Origin of the sequence: Vibrio sp. Y42_MX_L11 (assembly GCF_024181785.1) — a bacterium.
Lineage (GTDB): Bacteria > Pseudomonadota > Gammaproteobacteria > Enterobacterales > Vibrionaceae > Vibrio > Vibrio diabolicus.
This window is the reverse complement of the sequence record NZ_JAMZAP010000020.1, coordinates 1-22,280: the sequence shown is the minus strand read 5'-3', so window position 1 is coordinate 22,280 and position 22,280 is coordinate 1. Positions and strand designations below refer to the sequence as shown.

General features: G+C 45.7%; 21 protein-coding genes and 1 riboswitch. Of the genes, 11 read left to right on the top strand and 10 right to left on the bottom strand.

Annotation, left to right across the window (positions count from 1 at the left end; all coding sequences use genetic code 11):
* The first annotated feature begins 77 nt into the window (after positions 1–77).
* Positions 78–749, top strand: a complete 672-nt coding sequence (locus NL643_RS17920; protein WP_054866817.1) for a DUF2057 domain-containing protein — start codon at positions 78–80, stop codon at positions 747–749.
* Positions 750–882: 133 nt separating this feature from the next.
* Here NL643_RS17920 and NL643_RS17915 read toward each other — a convergent pair whose 3' ends face one another.
* On the bottom strand, positions 883–1,647 hold the full coding sequence (locus tag NL643_RS17915; RefSeq protein ID WP_237309133.1) for a ferredoxin--NADP reductase: 765 nt from the start codon (positions 1,645–1,647) through the stop codon (positions 883–885).
* 210 nt (positions 1,648–1,857) lie between these two features.
* Here NL643_RS17915 and NL643_RS17910 point away from each other — a divergent pair, with 210 nt between their 5' ends.
* Positions 1,858–2,310, top strand: a complete 453-nt coding sequence (locus NL643_RS17910) for a thioesterase family protein (protein WP_005374933.1) — start codon at positions 1,858–1,860, stop codon at positions 2,308–2,310.
* Positions 2,311–3,172: 862 nt separating this feature from the next.
* Here the strand turns inward: NL643_RS17910 and NL643_RS17905 are convergent.
* Complete coding sequence (locus NL643_RS17905) at positions 3,173–3,391, bottom strand: VF530 family DNA-binding protein (RefSeq protein WP_005396617.1); 219 nt, start codon at positions 3,389–3,391, stop codon at positions 3,173–3,175.
* A 150-nt stretch (positions 3,392–3,541) separates the two neighbouring features.
* Here NL643_RS17905 and NL643_RS17900 point away from each other — a divergent pair, with 150 nt between their 5' ends.
* Positions 3,542–4,465: a LysR family transcriptional regulator gene (locus NL643_RS17900; RefSeq protein ID WP_054866814.1), complete on the top strand. Its 924-nt coding sequence runs from the start codon at positions 3,542–3,544 to the stop codon at positions 4,463–4,465.
* Here the strand turns inward: NL643_RS17900 and NL643_RS17895 are convergent.
* Both NL643_RS17895 and NL643_RS17890 read right to left on the bottom strand, forming a co-directional pair.
* The gene (locus NL643_RS17895) at positions 4,462–4,752 is read right to left on the bottom strand and encodes a putative quinol monooxygenase (RefSeq protein ID WP_029803150.1); all 291 of its coding nucleotides are present in this window, start codon (positions 4,750–4,752) and stop codon (positions 4,462–4,464) included. The genes NL643_RS17900 and NL643_RS17895 overlap by 4 nt on opposite strands.
* Before the next feature lie 69 nt (positions 4,753–4,821).
* Complete coding sequence (locus NL643_RS17890) at positions 4,822–5,475, bottom strand: oxygen-insensitive NAD(P)H-dependent nitroreductase NfsB (RefSeq protein ID WP_005374924.1); 654 nt, start codon at positions 5,473–5,475, stop codon at positions 4,822–4,824.
* A gap of 167 nt (positions 5,476–5,642) precedes the next feature.
* Here NL643_RS17890 and NL643_RS17885 point away from each other — a divergent pair, with 167 nt between their 5' ends.
* Together NL643_RS17885 and NL643_RS17880 are read left to right on the top strand one after the other, a co-directional pair.
* Positions 5,643–7,106: a helix-turn-helix transcriptional regulator gene (locus NL643_RS17885; RefSeq protein ID WP_253644907.1), complete on the top strand. Its 1,464-nt coding sequence runs from the start codon at positions 5,643–5,645 to the stop codon at positions 7,104–7,106.
* A gap of 129 nt (positions 7,107–7,235) precedes the next feature.
* Complete coding sequence (locus tag NL643_RS17880) at positions 7,236–9,893, top strand: alpha-amylase family glycosyl hydrolase (protein WP_253644906.1); 2,658 nt, start codon at positions 7,236–7,238, stop codon at positions 9,891–9,893.
* 85 nt (positions 9,894–9,978) lie between these two features.
* On the opposite strand, the gene NL643_RS17875 is transcribed toward NL643_RS17880, so the two are convergent.
* Positions 9,979–11,136 carry a D-alanyl-D-alanine carboxypeptidase family protein gene (locus tag NL643_RS17875; RefSeq protein ID WP_253644905.1) on the bottom strand — a complete coding sequence of 386 codons (1,158 nt, stop codon included), beginning with the start codon at positions 11,134–11,136 and terminating at the stop codon, positions 9,979–9,981.
* A 210-nt stretch (positions 11,137–11,346) separates the two neighbouring features.
* Between NL643_RS17875 and NL643_RS17870 the strand changes: the two genes are divergently transcribed.
* Complete coding sequence (locus NL643_RS17870) at positions 11,347–12,642, top strand: alpha/beta fold hydrolase (RefSeq protein WP_253644904.1); 1,296 nt, start codon at positions 11,347–11,349, stop codon at positions 12,640–12,642.
* A 58-nt stretch (positions 12,643–12,700) separates the two neighbouring features.
* Here the strand turns inward: NL643_RS17870 and NL643_RS17865 are convergent, their stop codons facing one another.
* Positions 12,701–13,192 carry a GNAT family N-acetyltransferase gene (locus NL643_RS17865; RefSeq protein ID WP_006740790.1) on the bottom strand — a complete coding sequence of 164 codons (492 nt, stop codon included), beginning with the start codon at positions 13,190–13,192 and terminating at the stop codon, positions 12,701–12,703.
* 323 nt (positions 13,193–13,515) lie between these two features.
* Here NL643_RS17865 and NL643_RS17860 point away from each other — a divergent pair, with 323 nt between their 5' ends.
* A complete protein-coding gene (locus NL643_RS17860; RefSeq protein ID WP_253644903.1) occupies positions 13,516–14,496 on the top strand; it encodes a rhodanese-related sulfurtransferase in 981 nt (326 codons plus the stop codon).
* 70 nt (positions 14,497–14,566) lie between these two features.
* Here NL643_RS17860 and NL643_RS17855 read toward each other — a convergent pair whose 3' ends face one another.
* Positions 14,567–14,872, bottom strand: a complete 306-nt coding sequence (locus NL643_RS17855) for a DUF6482 family protein (protein ID WP_006740792.1) — start codon at positions 14,870–14,872, stop codon at positions 14,567–14,569.
* A 108-nt stretch (positions 14,873–14,980) separates the two neighbouring features.
* Here NL643_RS17855 and NL643_RS17850 point away from each other — a divergent pair, with 108 nt between their 5' ends.
* The 3 genes from NL643_RS17850 (at position 14,981) to gbpA (ending at position 18,985) form a co-directional block, all read left to right on the top strand.
* Positions 14,981–16,462 carry a cryptochrome/deoxyribodipyrimidine photo-lyase family protein gene (locus tag NL643_RS17850; RefSeq protein WP_253644902.1) on the top strand — a complete coding sequence of 494 codons (1,482 nt, stop codon included), beginning with the start codon at positions 14,981–14,983 and terminating at the stop codon, positions 16,460–16,462.
* An 80-nt stretch (positions 16,463–16,542) separates the two neighbouring features.
* Entirely contained in the window at positions 16,543–17,043 is a 501-nt protein-coding gene (locus NL643_RS17845) for a fasciclin domain-containing protein (RefSeq protein WP_253644901.1), read from the top strand.
* A 272-nt stretch (positions 17,044–17,315) separates the two neighbouring features.
* Positions 17,316–17,416, top strand: a riboswitch (cyclic di-GMP riboswitch).
* A gap of 105 nt (positions 17,417–17,521) precedes the next feature.
* Entirely contained in the window at positions 17,522–18,985 is a 1,464-nt protein-coding gene (gene gbpA / locus NL643_RS17840; RefSeq protein ID WP_134646148.1) for an N-acetylglucosamine-binding protein GbpA, read from the top strand.
* Between the two features lie 53 nt (positions 18,986–19,038).
* On the opposite strand, the gene NL643_RS17835 is transcribed toward gbpA, so the two are convergent.
* On the bottom strand, positions 19,039–19,911 hold the full coding sequence (locus NL643_RS17835; RefSeq protein WP_005397800.1) for a patatin family protein: 873 nt from the start codon (positions 19,909–19,911) through the stop codon (positions 19,039–19,041).
* A gap of 179 nt (positions 19,912–20,090) precedes the next feature.
* Positions 20,091–20,732, bottom strand: coding sequence for a MarC family protein (locus NL643_RS17830; protein ID WP_046875716.1), 642 nt, complete (start codon positions 20,730–20,732; stop codon positions 20,091–20,093).
* Positions 20,733–20,926: 194 nt separating this feature from the next.
* Between NL643_RS17830 and nfsA the strand changes: the two genes are divergently transcribed.
* Positions 20,927–21,649: an oxygen-insensitive NADPH nitroreductase gene (gene nfsA, locus NL643_RS17825; protein ID WP_253644900.1), complete on the top strand. Its 723-nt coding sequence runs from the start codon at positions 20,927–20,929 to the stop codon at positions 21,647–21,649.
* A 65-nt stretch (positions 21,650–21,714) separates the two neighbouring features.
* Here the strand turns inward: nfsA and NL643_RS17820 are convergent, their stop codons facing one another.
* Positions 21,715–22,176, bottom strand: a complete 462-nt coding sequence (locus tag NL643_RS17820; RefSeq protein ID WP_253644899.1) for a hypothetical protein — start codon at positions 22,174–22,176, stop codon at positions 21,715–21,717.
* Positions 22,177–22,280 lie beyond the last annotated feature (104 nt).

Genomic DNA, 22,280 nt, shown 5'->3' with positions numbered 1-22,280 from the left:
TTCTTACACTTGGGAGTTGCAATCGGGCAATGAACGATGCACTCTCGATGACCACTAATTTGCTTAGGATAAAAACAATGAAATTGATCAAGCCTTTAACTTGTGCGCTTGCTCTCGCAATGAGTGGCATGGCATTCGCAGATGTAACCGTGAGTGTTCCTGACAACGTTTCAGTATTAGCGGCTAACGGTGAAAAAGCAGACCTTTCGGGTGGTTTTTTCGCCTCGGAAAGAACATTAACGTTACCTGATGGCGTTAACCAAGTCGTATTTCGCTTCGCCCCTTACTTTAACCAAGGTAATGACCGTTTAAGTGTTGAAAGCGATGTTATCGTTACACGATTTGACGCTGCCAATGCCGAACTGACACTACAAATGCCTGAATACCGCAACCTTCGCGATGCGGAAGAAAAGATCAAGGACTTAGATTGGAAACTGGTTGATGATTCAGGCAACACCGTCGCCGTTGAGCAAGACAAATTGATCAAACCGGGTATGCAAATCGGTCGTGATTACGTGCGTGAAGTGGAAAGCTACAACAAAACAGGCGGCGTTGCTGCTATCGCTGTTGCTGGTGCAGCCGTTGCTCAACCAGTCACACTGCCAGCAAAGATTCCTGAAGATATGAAACAAGCGAGAGCGACTGCGGTTAAATCAGATTCGACAGCAGAAGAGATGCTGCACTTCTGGTACCAAAAAGCAGACGCAGAAACCAAAGCTCGCTTTAAAGCGTACGTTAATCAACAATAAGTCTGATTAACTCTATCGATATTAAAAGGCCACTTCATGTGGCTTTTTTGATCGAACAAGCTAGGACGCTTGAGCGACTTTGGTATTGGTGATCATCATGTCTTCAATATGGTTATATCAATTTAACCAAACGCTACCAATAACGCTCATAGATGATATTGCCTCCTGTTTTAGGACGATACTTTTCCAACCCAAGCCCTTGTAAGACTGGCAAGGTATCTTTGATCATCTGCGGGTTCCCACACATCATGACAAAACTACTTTGAGCAGAGAATGGCACATCAGCAGCGTTGGACAGTCTACCCGATTCGATGAGTTCAGGAATTCGACCTTGTAACTGACCATCCACCACTTCCCTACTGACTATCGGGATGTACTTTAATCTGCCTTCATATCGTTGCTGTAGTTGCTCAATCAGATATTTGTAGACCAAATCTTTTTCGTAGCGAACCGCATGAACAAGCACAATTCGCTCATTATGAGGTGGTAAGTTTATATCATCCAGTAGCGATAAAAACGGTCCAATACCTGTACCTGTAGATAGCAGCCACAGATCATGAGCCTGTTTAGGAATAGAGTCGAGGATTAAGTCACCATGTGCGGTCTCACCGACATAAATGCTATCACCAGATTTAAGCTTTTGAAGCCTTGGGGAAAGTTGTCCTTGAGGGTCGGCTACTATTAGGAACTCCAACCAATCGAACTGTTCGCTTGGCGCATTAACCACAGAGTAAGCACGACTTATCAGCTTGCCTTCATCATCAAGCAAAGCAAGCTTGGTGAACTGGCCGGCTTTAAAGGTAAGAGGCGCGCCTGAGACCCTTAAACTGAACAGCTCGCCAGTCCAGTCAATGCGTTTTTCCACCTTGGCTAGATTGAAACCTTTCAGCTCAGTCATGAGACACCTCCTATTTGGTTACTCTTAGTTAAACTTACGCCTTCAACTCGATTATGTAAAGTTTCTAGTTTACATAATAAGACTGCCATTTCATTTCACATTTTAAAAACAATTTTATTACATATTAAATGATTACATCTAGAATAAATGCTCAAAGTGATAAGTCGCGTCGCAATTTGTGGCAAAGCAGATGAAAAAGGAGCACTAAAAATGGACACACTGTTAAAAGACTTTCCCGTTATCACAGAGATCAAAGTCGCATGGGGTGAAATGGATGCTCTGCAACACGTCAATAACGTGGTCTATTTTCGCTACTTCGAGACGGCGCGTTTAGATTACTTCAACAAAATTAATCTGCTAGTCGACCTGCAAACCTCGCAAATTGGACCAGTACTGAGCGAGACGCAATGCCGCTACAAGCTGCCTGTCACTTACCCAGACACGTTATTAGTCGGCTCGCGCGTGATCGACATGCAAGAAGATCGCATCACGATGGAGTACCAAGTGCTGAGTAAGAAGTGGGGTAAAATTGCGACCATCGCGACCGCCACTGGTGTGATGTTCGATTTTAAGAACAACGTTAAAGCTGCGATTCCAGATCACGTTCGCCAGTCGATTTTAGACTTGGAAGGAACCGTGGGTAGTACGCATCATTTGGAGTAGCAAGAAACGAGAGATTAAAGGCGAGGTTCCCGACAGCGCTTCTTCATCGCTATCGGGAATGATGCTGAGGTACCATTCCAACTTACGCGATAAGAAAAGCTGCGTCATTCTAGCGAGCCATAGCGAGACTAAGAATCTACTTACCGCTTGCTGCAGACCCTAGAGCGATGAATAAACTCAATACAATCTGAGAGTAGATTCTGAATCACGCTCGTTCCTCGCTGTTCAGAATGACGGTTCGAGTTTAGCTCTGACCTCTATAAAACCATCTAAAAAGCTATTCCAGACAAGCCTAAGTGACCATCCGGAATCTCGCCTTAAATGTAACAGCAGAGCTACTCTTCCTGCCTACGCGATAAGAAAAGCTGCGTCATTCTAGCAAGCCAAAGCGCGACGAAGAATCTACATACCGCTTGCTGCAGACCATAGAGCAATGAATGGACTCAATATATTCTGAGAGTAGATTCTGAATCACGCTCGTTCCTCTCTGTTCAGAATGACGAACCTCGTTTAGGTTCTGACTCTAAAACACTATCTAAAAAAACATCCCGGACGAGCACAAGCGAGTCATCCAGAATCTCGCTTTAGACGTATCAGCAGAGCTACTCTTCCAGCCTACGCGATAAGAAAAGCTGCGTCATTCTAGCGAGCCAAAGCGAGACTAAGAATCTACTTACCGCTTGCTGCAGACCCTAGAGCGATGAATAAACTCAATACAATCTGAGGGTAGATTCTGAATCACGCTTTAGACGTAACAGCAGAGCCACTCTTAAAGCCCACACGATAAGAAAAGTGACGTCATTATAGCGAGCCAAGGCGAGACTAAGAATCTACATAACGCTTGCTGCAGACCATAGAGTGATCAGCAGAACGTCTCGATATATAGCGCTTCCACCTTATCTCTTGCCCATTGCGTTTTACGCAAAAACTTCAGCGAAGATTTGATCGACGGATCTTTCTTAAAACAGTTCACTCGAACGCGCTCATACAGGCCATTCCAACCAAAGTGTTCAACTAGTCGGGTGACGATTTTTTCTAAACTCAACCCATGCAGAGGGTTATTCGGCTGTTCGTTGCTCATGTTGTTGATCCAGTAACGATGTAAGTGGCGGGCTAATCTAACTCAAAGTGACCACTTAACCTAATGTTTTCACCTTCAAAGGCGTTTAGCTTGAATTACTTTACTCATCTCCCCTATAGTAGCTCAAACTTCACAAACATCCTTTTCACGATGAAAGCCCTCAACGACCTCAATATTTTTGTCGAAACAGCGCGCCAAGGCAGCTTTTCAAAAGCCGCTAACAGCATGGACATGACACCTGCCGCCATTAGCGCATCGATTAAGCGTCTTGAAGGGCAAATCGGTTTCCCGCTGTTTGTGCGTTCCACCCGAAGCCTGCGTTTAACCTCAGAGGGCGAACTGTTTTTAGACAAAACCACGCAAGCATTGGCAACATTGCAAGAGGGGTTGGATCAGATCTCAAGTGCGCGTGGTGAGTTATCTGGTCAACTGCACATTACTGCGCCCTCCGATTTTGGTCGCAATATGTTGCTCGATTGGGTGGATGAGTTCATCGATCTCTACCCAAATGTTTCCATCAAACTAGAGCTGTCCGATAGCTTGACGGATATGTACACCAAGCCTGTCGATATTGCGATTCGCTACGGCGAGCCGGCCGACTCCAATCTGGTCGTGTTGGCTTTGTGTGGGTCAAACGAACGGATCTTATGTGCATCGCCAGAGTACGTAGCTACACATCCAGAACTCACTTCTCCTGCCGATTTAATGCAACACAACTGCTTGTGCTACATGGTCGCGGATTCGGTCTACAACAAATGGACGCTCACGCGTGACGGCGAGAAAGAACAAGTCGTGGTCAACGGTAACTTGATGAGCAACGATAGTGACTTGCCACATCGGTTAGCGCTCAAAGGCAAAGGCATTGCGAATAAATCGTTGATGGACATCAGCCGAGACTTAATCGAGGGAAGATTAGTGCGAGTGTTACCAGAGTGGGATTGCGGCCCAGTGCCGCTCTACATGGTGTGCGCCGATCGTCGCTTACTGACGCCAACGATTCGGACTTTCCGCGACTTTATCCAACAAAAATGCTGCCAGCAACGCGCCAACGTGCTGGCAACCTTCTGTCATTAGGCGATAAATCGAAGAGGACGAATCTGGGTATATTCAACCCAATCGTTCTCTTCCAATGTTTCAAGAAACGCCGCCATGTGCGGGCTTTGCAAGTGCTTATCCAATGCCTCTTGCGATGCCCAAATTTCTTGGAACATAAATAGGCCTTCAACTTTTTCGTCGAGATACAACTCGTATTGGCAACAGCCTTCTTCTTTGCGAGTTGGCTCTAGTAAACCAGAAAGCAAATTCGACACCTGATCCTTACTGTCTGGATAGGCTTTCACTTCTGCAACTAAGTGGATCATCGTTTTATCACTCTTTTGCGATTTATATATTGATTACAGGGTCCTACGTCACCTGCAAGTAAGCTCGAATTAGATCTCGGTGAATACGGTTTCTGCGTCCCAGCGAGACTTTGGCGTTTTCGCGTTGAAGTCATCTTCCGCGTGGTAGCCAAGCGGCACGATCACAACGCTGGTGTAACCTTTTTCGCGCAAGCCAAATTCTTCATCCAGTACTTTGGGATCAAACCCTTCAATTGGCACTGCATCAATTTCTAGCGTCGAAGCTCCCAGTAGCAACGTACCCACGTTGAGGTAAACTTGTTTCTCCATCCAATGGTTCGCATCTTTCAGATCAAAACGGTGCATGTTTACAAAGTAGCTACGACCACCGCGCACAGCCGCTTTCGCTTCTTCAGTTGGGAATCGGCCATCTTTTTCTTCTTGCACCATTAGCGCTTCAATGTAGTCGTTATCGATGCCTGTTTTTGCACAAAACACCAATACGTGAGAAGCGTTGAGAATCTTCGCCGCGTTAAACGCGTAATTCTCTTGCGCCGCTTTAGCGATGCGCTGTTTGCCTTCTTCTGTGCTTGCCAGAATGAAATGCCAAGGTTGAGAGTTCACACTCGATGGACTAAAACGAATCAGCTCTTTAACTGCATCGATTTTTTCTTGAGGTAGCTTGCGCGTTGGGTCAAACACTTTCGTTGAGTAACGAGATTTTGCAGCTTGTACGATATCCATGAGGTTCTCCAATTAATGAATTTAAGCTGTGTAACAGCATAACCTCATGAGATAAAGGGAAAAACCGATTTCGATTAAAAACATTTTCAAAATAAATTTGAAAATAAAACGATAAGAAAGGCTTTGAGCGTTCTCACTGAACTTCTTCATCTTTTCAGCAATAATGCATGTTTGCTCGCAATCAAACTCAACTCATGCTGCCTCAAGAGAACGTTATTACATCCTTTCTGTGCAAAAAGCTCGGTCACAATCACCTTCGAATTGCCGGCGAATATTGGCACATTGAGAAGTTGGTGGCCTTGCAATGCATGATGTTGAAAGAAGCGCCTAACCTCCAAGAAGGGCTGCTTTGGTGGAGTAAAAGTGTCTCATTATTCGACCGCCGTTTGTACGTCACATTTCAACATGGTGATGCCCAAATCCATCTGCAAGTCGAATGTAGAGCGGCCGATATGCCAAATTGGGCGGAGTCGGTGTTTGGCTTGCTCAAAATGCAATTGGAAATGCTTGAGCTAAGCGAATCAATACAGGTACAAGTTCACGCCAACAATCCACTCGCGGCCGATATTTTTCTAGAGGAAACGCGAGATTCTAAAACGAGTTCAAGCGTGTTTGATTTGGTGAAACATGTTTATTTGCTGCTTTCTCACCAGCCAATTGAGCAACCAGAATTACTGAGTGTTTTGAACGCCTTGTTCATCAAAAACAGTAATTACGCGCTCAAGTTAGAGCAAGCGGCAAGGCAACTGGGCGTCTCCAAACGCACCTTGCAACGTCGACTGCAAGAAAAGCAAATGAGCTACTCTCAATGCGTTGATTTCGCTAAAAGAAAGCAAGCACTCACTTTGCTTGCCGACACCCAACTCACAACGCAGCAAATCGCCTATCAACTTGGTTACGAAGAACCATCGAACTTTCACCGCACTTTTCGTCGTTGGTATCCGTTTTCCCCCATGCAGTATCGCCAACAATGTTTGGATAACCGAACTCAACTAAATCAACAACCGATCCGCTTGTACTACGCCAAAGCCAATACCTTCGACGATAACCACATCGACCAACCTGTCGGCAAAATCTGGATGGAAGTGGACAATATTGCGTTTGAAAAAGTGGTCTCGGTAGAATGCCGTGACCGTGATGGCGCATGGCGGCGCTACCCCGCCTTCTTCGAGCGTTTTTTAAGTCATGGCACCGAACTCTGGGCAACGACCGAACTTCCGGTAGCGCATCCCCTTACCTTTCGCCTGTGTTATGAAGTCGATGGGGAACGTTACATTGAGAATAACCACCAGCGTGACTATGTGGTTTCTAAAGGGCTTTTAATTGGCGCAACGGAATACATTGTCCCGACTCGGCAGCTTATTAATATTGGGGCGCAATACACGCTCTTTATCGAACTGGCATGCCGACTTGAAAACGTTGCGAGAATTGACTGTTACGCCGATGATGACCCCACACCTCACGCAATGCGCTTAACCAAACACTCGCTACATTATGCGTGTTGGGTGCTGCAATTATCGCTCACTCAAACTGCAAAGCAGTGCCGTTTCCGCCTTTATGATGAATCCGGCAACGAGCTCGCGAAAGAGCATTACCCGATACAATATCCTATTGTGCAACCGCTCAATTAAAACTGTCGGTCAGATCAAAATCGCCGCTTCGTGACATCATTTCACGTCTTTTTTGGCGTGAAATGACACTCTCAATTTCAAACCTTTGCTTTATCGTTTCTGCATTGCTGCATAACGGAGGCAAAAACTGTGTTTGAAACTCTACCTAACCCAATGAATAAAATAAAAATACTTCCTTTAGCGATCGCTCTTGCTCTTTCTGGCTGTGGAAGCGACGAAACCACACCAGTCGAAACAGGCAGCCACGTGGCATCTCCTGATTGGCAAGATCAAATCATTTACTTCCTGATGATCGACCGTTTTAACGACGGCGACAGCGCTCTCAATGATCAAGGGCAAAACGAATTCGATCCGACGTCGGATAAAAAATTCAGCGGCGGCGACCTCGTTGGTGTGAGCGATAAGTTAAGCTACATCGAAAATCTCGGTGCCACCTCGATCTGGATTACTCCTCCAGTTGCTAACCAATGGTGGGATGCAGAGCAAAACTACGGCGGCTACCACGGGTACTGGGCGCGCGATTTCCAAAAAGTGGATGAACACTTTGGTGACATGGAAAGCTACCAAGCGTTAGCACGCGAAGTGCATGCGCGTAACATGTTCTTAATTCAGGACATCGTGACCAACCACGTAGGCAACTTCTTTACCTACGATGATCCTTACAGTTATGATCCAAGCCTACCTTGCCAAGGCTTCCGTTTGATTAAAAATGCGCTACCTGCCGGGCAAGAGCTGCCGTACCCACTCAACATGAACGAGTGTAAAACAGAGGGCACAGGCAGCTACCACTGGACGCCAACCATCACCGACCACAACGATCCGGTACAAGAAAAAACCTGGCAGCTCTCTGATTTGGATGACCTTAATACGTCCGATCCTGAAGTACGCGCTTATCTAAAAGAGAGCTACCGAAAATGGATTCGCGAAGTCGGCGTCGACGGATTCCGTATCGATACGGTGAAGTTTGTTGAACACGATTTCTGGAACGATTTCCTACACGCCGACGATGGTGTGATGACGCAAGCGGTTGATACCGGTCGTAACAACTTCCTCACTTTTGGTGAAGTATTCGAAACATCTACGCCTTACCACACCGAAGGCGAAGAGAAGATGCTGACTTACATCGGTGAAAGTGGCTCGCCGAAACAGCTAACCTCGGTACTGAACTTCCCATTGCAAGCGACCATGACGCGCGTATTTGCAGCAGGGCAACCGACCGACTATTTGCGTTTCCGTCTTGAGAAAATGATGGAGATGTTCCCGAATCCATACATCATGCCGAACTTCATTGATAATCACGACATGCCGCGCTTTCTGTCGCAAGGTAGCGTGAATGACATGAAACAAGCACTGATCACTATGATGAGCGTACCGGGCATTCCTGTGATTTACCAAGGTACAGAGCAAGCGATGTCAGCGGCGCGTGATGCGATGTTTGCTGGCGGTTACCGTGAAGATGGCAACTACGTAGACTCATTCGACCAAAACAGTGAGATGTACTTGTTTATTCAAGAACTTGCCAAGCTACGCACTGAAAACAAAGTCATGACACGCGGCGAAATGAAAGTGATTGGCAGCGATAAAGCGGGCGCGGGCGTGTTCGCCTTTACTCGAACGTTGGATAACGACGAAGTCTTGGTTGTGATGAATACATCCAACTCGCCGATGTTGATGAACCAACTCGATGTAGAACAAGTTGGCGGCACCGTCTTCCAACAACAAATCATGTCGAACTGGGCAGAAGCTCCAGAACAGTTAATAGCAGATGAAAATGGTCACGTAACCCTTGAGCTACCAGCCAAGTCTGCAGTGATTTACTCAAAAACAAGCAGCAACCAATCTGTAGATACGCCAGACCTCAACATCCAATTGGCGCAAGATTGGGAAGGACAAACCATCACTGGTGATATTGTTATCGCGGGTAGTGCGAACGCCAACGAGAAGTTGAACCTTGTCGTCGATGGTAACTTGGAAACAGCGCAAGCCATTACTGTAGGCGCTGATGGTCAGTTTAGCGTCACGCTGTCGACTCGTCACTTTGCTATTGGCGAACAACAGCACCGCTTCGCGATTTATTCCACCGAGAAAAAAGCAGGCATCGAGGACGTGAATTTTGTCTCGAACCTAAGCTGGTCAAGCTCGCCAGACGACACTATTGATGACGCGGGTGATGCGCAAGATGGCATGGGCGGTCCCAACGGTAACTACTCGCTACCAACCGATCCAACGTTCGACAAAGACAGCAGCCAGCTCGCGATCAACAAAGCAGAAGTGTTTACCGTTGGCAGTAACGTACGTTTGACCTTCACCATGGACAAGATCACCGACACTTGGTTGCCACCAAACGGCTTCGACCACGTGGGTTTCACCATCTTTATTGATTTACCGGAAGAAGCGGCAACCAACTTGTCTGAGCTACCGAAGATCAACGCTTCTATGCCGAGCGGAACCTGGAGTCGCAATGCGGTTGTTTTTGGCTGGCAAAGCTCGATTTACAACACCAAAGGAGCAAATGCGACGACATGGGGAGAAGCCGTAACGCCAGCACCAATGGTCACGGTAGACAAAGCCAACAACACCATTTCGATGGACTTTGCTAGCGATGCACTAGGCCGCCCAGATTCGCTCGATGGTATCCGCTTCTATGTCACGACTTGGGACTTAGACGGCCTTTCGGCAACTTACCGTCCGCTAGAACAAGACAAAGGCCCTTGGAACTTCTCAGGCGGCGCATCGGATGAAAGTAAGATTTGGGACGATTTACCAATCATCACCTTGTCGGAATAAACCGTTAAATAAGACACCGCCCAGCGTTATGACTGGGCGGTCATCAACAAAAGAATGCAGAAAGACACTTCTGCTCGTTTTTATTCTAGCTAAAGAATGATTTCACCCACAGCACCAAACTGTCCCAAAGCTGACCAAACCACGAGCCCTCTTCCACCGCTTGGCTGCTGACCAAGGGATAACTCGCCACGGTACTGTCATCGCTTTTCCAAACGACCTTACCAATCTCATCCCCTTGCGCGATCGGCGCAATCAACGGTTCATTTAACACCACACTCTTATCAAGCCCAGCCGTCATAGAACGAGGCAGAGTGAGATAGGCATCTTTGGCGAAGATAGCCTCAACTTGATTGGCATTTCCCTTCCAAACGCGAACTTTAGACTCAACCTGCCCTTGTTTGGCAACTTGTTTGGTGTCATAAAAACGAAAACCATAACTGAGCAAATTCTTGGATTGGCTCGTTCGAGCCTGTTTACTTGGCGTGCCCATCACTACCGAAATCAACCGCATTTTCCCTTCTTTGGCCGAGCTCACCAAACTGTATCCCGCATTGCTGGTGTAACCGGTTTTGCCCCCGTCGACATCAATGGAATTGTCCCACAGTAATTTATTGCGGTTGTACTGCGTAATGTCGTTCCACTTGAAGACTTTCTCACTATATAGCGCATACACAGCGGGAACATCGTTGATGATCGACTGCATGAGTTTTGCCATATCGGTGGGTGAGGTTTGGATGCCTTCGCTATCGAGACCATGGGAGTTTACAAAATAAGTGTCTTGCAGCCCTAACTTCTCAGCCCAACCATTCATCAAGGCGACAAAGCCGCGTTCACTGCCAGCAACGTGCTCAGCCAGTGCAACGCACGCGTCATTACCCGATTGGATGATCACACCGCGCATTAAGTTCGCAACACTAATTTCATCTTTCGGTTTGATGAACATTTTAGAAGATCCGGGAAACTTGGCCGACCACGCGTTTTCGCTCACGGTGACAACATCATCCCATTTCAAACGCCCCGCTTTGATTTCTTGTCCAACGACGTAAGCGGTCATCAACTTGGTTAAACTAGCCGGAGCAAGGCCTGCTCGCCCGTTATGCTCGGCAATAATGGCACCGGATTGAAAGTCCATTAATACGTAACCTTTCGCCTTTAATTGAGGTGGGTTGGGCGTAACAACGGCAAAAGTAGGTACGCTTATTAAACAAGTCACAATAATCCATCGAGCCAGTGACACTTTCATCCGACTTCCTCCATGCTCTCACTTTGTCGCAACTCTATTGAGCATAGCTCACTCAACCAGTTGCACCAGTCGCTAATCGTTTCATTTTCTTGAACTTACATTGATTTGACCAAGGTATAGAACTGACGAAGCGATTTGGAAATAGCATTGGTTCTTCACGCCATTCGCAGTAAAGTAGCGCTACCCCTCAATAAGGAAATAAAGATAACAATGAACGCTCAATCATTTATCGACGCAGGATTGCATTACACTCCCCACAGTTTTACCGTTCCTCTGGATTACCAAGACGTGAGTAAAGGCACCATTGAAGTCTTCGCCCGTGCGGTTTGCCTAGTTGGCGATGAAGAATCGACCAAACCTTGGTTGGTTTACTTTCAGGGCGGACCGGGCTTTCCCTCTCCGCGTCAAAACGGCAATAACGGCTGGGTAAAACGCGCGCTGCAAGAGTACCGAGTTTTGCTTCTCGACCAGCGCGGTACGGGCAATAGTTCGATGGTTAATCATCAGACTCTGGCTCATTTCACGCCGCAGAAGCAGGCCGAGTACTTAAGCCACTTCCGAGCGGATAACATCGTGCGCGACGCGGAGTACATTCGTGAGCAATTTGGCGTCGAAAAATGGGCGATCTTAGGTCAAAGCTTTGGTGGTTTTTGCTCCCTCACCTATTTGTCTTTGTTCCCAGACAGCTTGCTACAAAGCTATATTACGGGTGGAGTGCCATCAGTCTCGCGTCATGCCGACGATGTGTATGAAGCCACCTTCAAACGCACCATGGAGAAAAACCAAGCGTTCTTCCAGCAATTTCCAAAAGCGCAACAACTCTGCCAAAACATTGCGAATCACTTGCTGGAAAACGAAGAGTACCTACCAAATGGTCAACGCTTCACGGTGGAGCAATTTCAGCAAATCGGCATCAACTTTGGTGTGAGTGATACTTTCTTGCCAACTTACTATTGGCTAGAAAGTGCATTGATTGAAGTGAACGGCAAACAACAACTTCGTTATGAGCTCTTGAACGATATGTTGGCACAGCAAAACTTCCAAACCAACCCGATTTACGCCATTTTGCATGAATCGATTTATTGCCAAGGCTTTGCGTCGAATTGGAGTGCTCACCGTGTTCGCCAAAGCCGTTCAGAGTTTAATTATGAACCTGGCAAGCCATTTTACTTTACGGGGGAAATGGTCTTCCCATGGATGTTCGATCAATACGTCAACCTCAAGCCACTAAAAGATGCCGCTGAAATATTGGCCGCGAAAGAAGATTGGACTGCGCTGTACGATCAAACACAACTGGCTCAAAACAAAGTGCCTGTCAGTTGCGCCGTTTACGCCGATGATATGTTTGTGGAAATGGATATCAGCCGAGAAACGCTCGCGTTAATCCCAAACTCAAAAGCGTGGATCACTAACGAGTACGAGCACAACGGTTTACGTGCCGACGGTGAGCGCGTTTTAGATAAGTTAATTGCGATGGGGAATCAAACCGCCGCTAATTTGAAATAAATACTATAAAAACGCCTCTTCTAGAGGTAAGAGGCGTTTCATTCCTACCATCTTGTTTTTACGAATCTCTTACGCGCTTGGTCATACGTTTCGTCATCACCCGGTAGCCCATTTTATGATAGAAATCCTCACCTTCATGGTTAAATGACGCCACGGTTAAGCCGATTTCTTCTATTCCTTGAGCACACAAATCACTTTCCATCTTATCCATCAGCGATAAACCTATTCCTAAGTTTCGATGGTTCTCTGAAACAATAAGCTCATTAATAAAGCCAACGCGTTTTTCTGGTGAAATCAGCGACTGAACGTTACGAACCGAACCAGAGATAAAACCGACGACCTTTCTTTGCGAGCAAGCAATAAAAGCGCTCACGCTCCCGTCAAAATACTTTTCGAAGGTGCTATATGATTCTCTTAGTTGCGCCAATTCCTTGGGTGGACGATAGAAGTTCGGTTCAGCTTCATAATGCGATGTATCGAGTTCAACGAGTAATTGTTTGAGCAAGGGAGCATCTTCTTCCCTCAGCCGCCTGATATAAAACTGCTGCATGTCCTTTCCTTGCCAACTGATCCGATTATTATTTTGTAGCTCTTGCGCACAACTTTAATGAAGAGCCGAAGAAGGAATCACAGTACAAATTTAAACCAAAAGTGTCGAGTTCAACTTACCTTGTTCTCTACAATTTATGCTTATAATTTGAACACATAGCGATTTTACCCGCGTGACGCTTTGCCGCATCAAAACACCGCTACATCCTGCCTAGCCATAATATCCGCATAATTTGTCCGTATTTCCGACTCATTTAGTCAGGTATACTTCGTGCCGCTAAAATTTTAAGGTCGTTGACCACCTGTATTTTTAAAGGAAACCTCATGAGTCAGTATGTAGTTTGTGCGCTGTACAAGTTTGTTGAGCTGAATAACTATCAAGAACTACGCGAGCCATTACTTGCGTTGATGGAAAAACACCATATTCGCGGAACATTACTGCTGGCAAGTGAGGGCATCAACGGCACTGTTGCCTCTGATCGTGCAGGTATTGATACGCTACTGGAGTGGCTAAACAACGAGCCTCGTTTGACAGGCACCGTATACAAAGAGTCGTATTCTGAGACCCAGCCATTCAATCGCACCAAAGTAAAATTGAAAAAAGAGATCGTAACATTGGGTGTCGAAGGCATCGACCCTCGCCACGTAGTGGGTACTTACGTGAAACCTCAAGAGTGGAACGATCTTATTGCTGATCCTGAAGTGTTTGTTGTCGATACACGTAATGATTACGAAATCGAGATCGGCACATTCAAAGGCGCTGTAAACCCAAATACTGAAACCTTTCGTGAATTCCCAGACTATGTAAAAGAAAACATGGACCCGGAAAAGCATAAGAAAGTGGCGATGTTCTGTACCGGTGGTATCCGCTGCGAAAAATCAACTGCTTACATGAAAGAACAGGGCTTTGATGAGGTCTACCATCTAGAAGGCGGCATTCTTAAATATCTTGAAGAAGTTCCTCAAGAAGAGAGCATGTGGGAAGGCGATTGTTACGTGTTTGACGGTCGTGTTGCAGTCAACCACCAGCTAGAAAAAGCAGATTACGATTTATGTAACGCTTGTCGTCTACCGATCACTGAAGAAGACAAACAGTCTAATTTGTTCGAGCAAGGCGTGAGCTGCCCGAAATGTCACGGCACGCACTCAGAAGAACAAATTGCTCGATTCCGCGAACGTGAAAAACAAATTGTTCTTGCAGAACAACGAGGCGAGCAGCATGTTGGTGGCGAAAGTGCCAAGCAAAGAGAAGCTCGACGTGCCGCTAAGTACGCACAAAAAGAAGCTCAGCGTAAACAAGACTAAGCTCGACTCTAATTCTATTTTAAGCGAGCTGCCGTAAGGTGGCTCGCTTTTACTATGCACCAACACTCTTTCAATACAGTTTTGTATCCCTCACCAAAACCTCTAGTTGATTGTCTCTTTTGCCTTCGGGTAGCCCCACCATCTCATCATAAGCACTTTGATGTACTAAAACCTGCTTATTTGCTTTGATATTCTTGCACTTCTTTTGCATCTCGATAAGGGAATGAGCCCTCAAAAAGATACCGTTGTCATCAGTGATGAATTGCGCTTTCCCATCAACTACGACAGATGCTTGATACAATGCGAGATCAAGCGAGTGAATGATCAATTTATCTACGTAGAAGAACTTTTCTAACTTACTCAGTGGTATCGACATATCTCACCTCCTTGTGAGCAACCTCTACGTTTTAATGAACAAAACCGATCATTAGGTGAGATCTCTTCGGATCATTTGCGTACAACATCGGAAACAAAGAGGATTCCGATGCAAACAATCAATGTCGTGTGGTTAAAACGAGATTTAAGACTGACTGACCACCAGCCCTTAACACAAGCATTGTCGTCAAAGCACCCAACGGTACTTTTATATATTGTTGAACCGTTGCTGTTAAACAACCCTCACTATTCTGAGCGTCACTGGCGATTTATTTGGCAATCATTGCAAGACATGAATGAGACGCTCAAAGCCTATGGACACCGCATCACGGTTCTGTTTGGCGATGCCTTAGCATGTTTTCAATCAATTCAAATGCAATATCAAATCAACGCTGTGTTTTCTCATCAGGAAATAGGGCTCAATTGCACCTTTGAGCGCGATAAGCAAATTGCCGACTGGCTGCATGAGCAGAACATCACGTGGTTTGAGTTCGAGCACGGTGCTGTTATTAGAGGAGCAAAAGACCGGCAGGGTTGGGACAAACATTGGGATTTGGTCATGAGAGCCTCCATAAGCCCTCTTGAGCTGCAAACCAACTTGTTGCATTCATTGGATGCAGAATCACTCGGCTGCGCGTTTTCGCCACCTTCATCCTGGCTATCAAAATGCAAAGGAATGCAAACGGGAGGAAGCCAACTCGCTTGGAAAACACTGGAGGATTTTTTCAATCGTCGAGGTCGTGATTACTATCGAAGCATTTCTAGTCCCACAGCCTCACGTACAGCCTGTACTCGCCTTTCTCCATACCTCGCTTGGGGTAATATATCCTTGCGTGAAGTTTATCAGTACCTATTGAAACACTGGCAAGTTGCTGGGTTTCGTCGCAGCTTAATTGCGTTGTCTTCACGGCTGCATTGGCACTGCCATTTCATACAGAAATTCGAGTCGGAATACGACATGGAGTTTTACTGTGTTAACCGGGCTTACGAATCGTTGATTAAACAAAGTAGCACTTTCGATGAAGAAAAGTTAGCAGCATGGAAATCTGGATATACTGGCATACCTTTGATCGATGCCTGTATGCGCTGTTTGCATCAGACTGGCTATATAAACTTTCGCATGCGCGCCATGCTGGTTAGTTTTCTCACTCATCACATGAACATGGATTGGCGAACTGGCGTGACGCATTTAGCGCAACTATTCCTCGACTTTGAGCCTGGTATTCATTACCCACAATTCCAAATGCAAGCCGGGGTAACTGGGACCAATACAATCCGGATTTACAACCCGGTTAAGCAAGCCCAAGAACATGACCCTGATGGCGCGTTCATCTATAAATGGGTGCCTGAATTGCAAATGGTCCCCACCCCACTATTGTTCGAGCCCTGGAAAATGACACAGATGGAAACCGTCATGTACCACTTGAAACCGGATAGCCGTTACCTAGCGCCTATTGTCGACCTAAATAGCGCAGCTAAAGACGCAAGGGAGCGTCTATGGGCATGGCGGAAACGGGCCGATGTAAAACAAGAAGGCAAACGGATTTTAACGCGACACGTGAGGCCATCGAAAGAAAGCAGGGCTCGTTGATCATCTTTTCATTTAGATGCGTACAAACGAAGACATTCTCTAGGGAAACCGTTGTACCCCCAACTCGTAAGGAACACATTATGTTTAAACGTATCTTGGTTATCACGGCTACATTGATGGCGACTTTATCTTTTATGCTTCCCGTCAAGGCTCATGAGCATGGCATGATGAAGGCTGATATTGTCGACGTTGCCACTGAAAACGGCTCTTTCAATACACTTGTCGCTGCAGTGAAAGCGGCTGATCTAGTCGATACACTCAAAGGAGAAGGCCCATTTACTGTTTTTGCACCAACGGATGACGCTTTTGCAAAACTGCCTGACGGTACAATCGATATGCTCTTAATGCCGGAAAACAAAGACAAGTTAGTATCCATTTTGACTTATCACGTCGTCCCAGGGAAAGTGATGGCTGCCGATGTTGTTAAGCTGGACAAAGCGGCTACAGTTCAGGGCCAAGAGGTGATGATTAAAACCATGGGTGATAAAGTCATGGTCAACGATGCAAATGTAATGGCAACCGATGTGAAAGCTAAAAACGGCGTCATTCATGTTATTGATACCGTCATTATGCCTAAATAAAATGACTAAGAGGGCGGTATATTCCGCCCTTTAAACGGTGCTTCTTCTATCCTTAATACTGCCCCTTCCCACCTTCAACCCAACAACTAACAACCCATTCACTCCAACTATAAAAAAGACAAAAACAACATTGAAACCAATACCTTAGAAACAAAACAGCACAATATGAATGAGGTTGGCGTACCATTACCTTTCAATTTGAGAGCATGATTCCATGTCAGTGTCGTTTACTTTTCCACATGTAAATTCTTGAGCTAAATTTTGGCTGCTCAATCACATTTCGGCAAACCATTCGAAAGGGTGGGACGCAAAGCTTCCGGTCTGTCAGCATTCCATCATCAAAAGTAATGCTCATGATAGCGGGGTTGCCATGTTGCAACACTACATTATCCAAAGTATGGATTCATGCAGCGTTGCTTCGTGCTCAGCATGCGCCGAGGTGTGACATTAATTTGTCAGCCATAACAGAGGACATGTGATGAAATCCTTCCCAACCAAATCCGTACTTGCATTAGCACTTGCAAGCATTAGCTCAAGTGCTGCGGCTCACGGCTACGTATCAGAAACCAATGATGGTGTCGCTGCAAGTCGCGCGGCACTATGTAAGTATCCAACACCTGATACTAACGAAAAAAATAATAACTGCGGTGCCATTCAATACGAGCCACAAAGTGTTGAAGGCCCTGATGGTTTTCCACAAACAGGGCCTCGCGATGGAAAAATAGCAAGTGCCGAAACCGCTCTAGCTGCCGCTCTTGATGAACAAACTGCCGACCGCTGGGTTAAACGTCCTATTCAATCAGGTACACAGACTTTTGAATGGACATTTACCGCTAACCATGTGACGCGTGACTGGAAATATTACATCACCAAACCTGATTGGAACCCAAATGCCTCACTATCACGCGACTCGTTTGATCTGACTCCTTTCTGTGTAGTCGACGGCAATATGGTTCAACCTCCAAAACAGGTGAGCCATCAATGTAATGTGCCTACGCGCGAGGGGTATCACGTCATTCTGGCGGTATGGGATGTTGGCGACACAGCGGCTTCATTTTATAACGTGATCGATGTGAAATTTGATGGCGACAGTCCAGTCATTCCAGATTGGACGCAAGGCGGTCAAATTATTCCGACGATGGATTTAAATGTTGGAGATTCGGTTTATACGCGCGTATTTGATCAGGCGGGTGAAAACATAGCTTATCGAACCGAGCTAGAAATTACCGATGCAGTCATGGGCAAAGCGAAAAACTGGTCTTACGCTCTAGCAACGAAGATCAACCAAGAGCAAACTAAACTGCAAGCTGGACAGTATGCCGAGGATAAATTCACTCCTGTTTATGGTACTAATCCGGTGTATCTGCAAGCTAATAGCGGCCTTGAGCGTGTAGAAATCGGCTACAAGATAGAAACTCCCGCTCCAGAGTACTCACTCACAGTAGATGGCTTAGCAGACGAGTATATCATTGAGTCAACACCGACAACGTTGGATCTGACACTAACTGCTGAAGGCGATTTAAACGCAGAACTCACCGTGTACAATCACCACCGTGAGCCACTTGCAAGCTGGGCAGACGAAATGAAAGACGGCTCGGTGGAGGCTGTATCGCTCGCTTTAACCAAATCAGAGCCTGGTCACCATATGCTCGTGACTCGTATTAAAGACAAAGATGGCAACTTGGTGGATCAGCAAACGCTCGACTTTCACTTAAAAGAAGAGTCAGTAACGCCACCACCATCTGGCGAGTACGATTTTGTCTTCCCTGAAGGGCTATCTAGCTACACAGCGGGCACAAAAGTGCTTGCAAGCGACGGTGCCATTTACCAATGTAAACCTTTCCCATACTCTGGTTACTGTGTACAGTGGAAAGAAAGCGCAAACCAATACGAACCAGGAACTGGTTCACATTGGGAAATGGCTTGGGATAAAGTCAACTAAATCGCCCTTTGAACGTTAAGTAAAAAGAGCCTCGCTATGAGGCTCTTTCATTATCAAACGCAAAAATGGCAGTTTTCCCGATCTAAACCATGAACACCTGACAAATTGGCCAAATGAGCCCGCCCTTCAATCAGCCCCATTTCATAACCTTCCAATAGAACGGTTTGTCGCATTGATAAGCGCTGAACAGGAAAATTATCTGGTGGTGCAATCACTCTGACATGCGTTCCCGGTGGAGGGTTACGAATAAATTCCAACGATTGATTGTAGTTATCTGCACGTCTTAACATCGCGTCCGCCATTTTAGGATGTTCGGCAAATAACTTCTTCATCAGCCATGTGGTTTTTACTGGCTTCTTGGCATAATTCAGCGGGTGAGAAAGCACAACGGTTATGTCGCGAGCCCCGCGACGATAAGCCTCACGCACTGGGATAGAATCTGCAACCCCACCATCGGTATAGCAGCCTCCAGAAAAGCAAGGGGTATGCTTGTATGCAATGGGTAACGCTGTTGTCGCTTCAATCGCATGATGAAAATTATCACGCGTCACGCGATAATAATCTGCCTGTCCTGTATCTACATTCGTCGTCGCTGCCAGAAAAGGAATACCATTAAACAGTTTATTTTCATCGACGGGATACAAACGATTAGACTCTTCAAACAGCCACTTCACATCAATGAGATCCCCACCTTTAACGAATCGAGTCGGATCAAAAAAGCGTTTACTCGTTGCCAGCTTAGTAATGACATTAATGCTGCGATGCGGATAGTCGGTCAAATAACCAATCAAGTTTGATGCGCCAGCAGATACACCAATGGCAAAATCAAACGGTTTATAACTCTGCTCTAAAAACGCATCTAGCACTCCGCTTGCGAAGACACCTCGCATCGCGCCACCTTCCACTACAATTGCTTTTGTTGCCATATTTCCCCCATTATTCTTGCCAAAAGAGTAATGAAATTCGTGCAATCAAAACAATTGAATATTCTTATTATTGAAATAGGTGAAGTCTATTTATTTCTTTCTTAGAAAGTGAAAACTAAAGTTCAAAAAATCCACACCAGCTAGAAATGTAGGTGTGGATTTAGACGAGATGGAGACGCCTATGAGAAAACTGTTTTATAGGCTTCGCCCGCGCCATCAATAAACATTTGAGTACCGATAACCGCTAGGATTAAGCCCATCATTTTCGTCACGACGTTCAGAGCACTCGGTCCAACTGCTTTGACCAATTTGTCTCCAAATAAAAACAGTATATAGGTAATAACACACAACACAGCAAAAGAAACGATGGTAATAATGGTTTGATCAAAACCACCCGCCGTAGCAAAGTTCATCGCGGTAGCAATCGTTCCAGGCCCTGCTAATATCGGCATTGCAAGTGGAGAAACGGCAATGCTCAACGCCGCCTGCTGCTGCGCTGGAGAATACGCTTTCTCTTTAGTTTTCTGATGCGTCGAATCACCTTGAAGCATATTAAAACCGATCAAAAACACCAAGATACCGCCCGTTATTCGCAAGGCGTACAGCGTGATACCAAACAAATCAAAAATTAATTTACCGGCGATCGAAAATATCGCAATGATGACAAATGCAATAAAAACCGAACGAAGCGCCATGGAACGTACGGTTTCCCTATCCTCATCAGCCGTTAAACTCAAAAAGATAGGAATATTGGCGATGGGGTTCATGATCGCAAAGAAGCCCATAAACACCGTGACTGTATGAACGATGAGTTCTTTCATATTTTCCACTGCAGTTAAATTGTTGATTCTAAAAACAGTATATACGCTCTCAAGCAGAACGAGTGATGTATTCTCTATTCATCTTCACACTTATGCGCTAAGCATTGTTTTTCTTTTGAGATAGTTTACCGACTCATCAAATATCGCTAAGGTGAGGCTTCAGCCTTTACATGTACAGGGGATGTTAAGTCACCATGAACAATACGATACAAACAATTCTCAATCACCGATCAATTCGAAAGTTCACCTCACAACCTATTGAGAGCGAACAATTAGAAACGATTCTACAAGCTGGCCTTGCGGCGTCTTCATCAAGTATGTTGCAAGTCGTCTCAATTATCCGCGTGACTGATAAAGAAAAGCGTACGCTATTGGCACAATATGCGGGGAATCAAGGGTACGTTGAAAGCGCTGCTGAGTTTTTGGTGTTTTGCATTGATTACCAGCGCCACGCCAGTATCAATCCTGATGTGCAAGCTGATTTCACCGAGTTAACACTTATCGGTGCTGTTGATTCTGGCATCATGGCACAAAACTGCTTACTTGCGGCAGAGTCTATGGGACTAGGAGGCGTGTATATTGGTGGCTTACGAAACAATGCTCAAAAAGTCGACGAGTTACTAGGCTTACCTAAAAATACAGCCATTTTATTTGGTATGTGTCTTGGTCATCCAGATCAAGCCCCTGAAGTTAAGCCACGTCTACCTGCTCATGTCGTAGTGCATGAAAATCAGTATCAAGACCTAAATTTGGATGATATTCAGGCTTATGACCAAACCATGCAAAACTACTATGCAAACCGTTCGAGCAATCAAAAACAAAGCACTTGGTCACAAGAAGTCACCAGTAAACTAGCTGGCGAATCACGTCCGCACATCCTGCCTTACTTAAACAGTAAAGGGCTCACTAAAAGGTGATGAACACAGTACAATAGGATCAAAAAAGGCCTCTGAAGAGGCCTTTTAATTATCAGTACAGTTAATTAGTTACCGCCTGAACCACCTGATGGCGGATCAACAGGATCAACTGGTTTGCCTGGCTTCGCATCTGGAATCGGTGGCACTACCGGTTTGAAATCATCTACAGGTTTTCCTGCTTCGATCTCTTTTTCAACCTGGTTAACAACATCTTTAGTATCTTCTTCAGATACCTCTACGTAAATAACATCACCAGAATCATTTTTAGGGTAATTTGGGTTCTTCTTAATTACCTCTTCAGTTACAGCTTTGGCTGCTACTGAAATTGCTTTCGGAGAAGCCGTAGGGTTCGCTTTAATGACATCTGAAACTACATTCGCTGTAGCAACCAGTTTAGTCGCTAATGCTTTTGTTGCAGCATCACCACTCTCATCTAACTGCTTAACTACACTTTCAGTATTGCGAAGCAAATCATTAACTGAAACGCCCATCGCATTGACATCAAGACCTAAATCGTAAGCGTTCACCGAGGTATCTTGACTTACCAGATCTGAAGAAACATATGCAGTTTATAGATCAAAAACGTTTGGGTACGGTCTCTTCGTCACAACAGCCGTGATGATTTCACTCA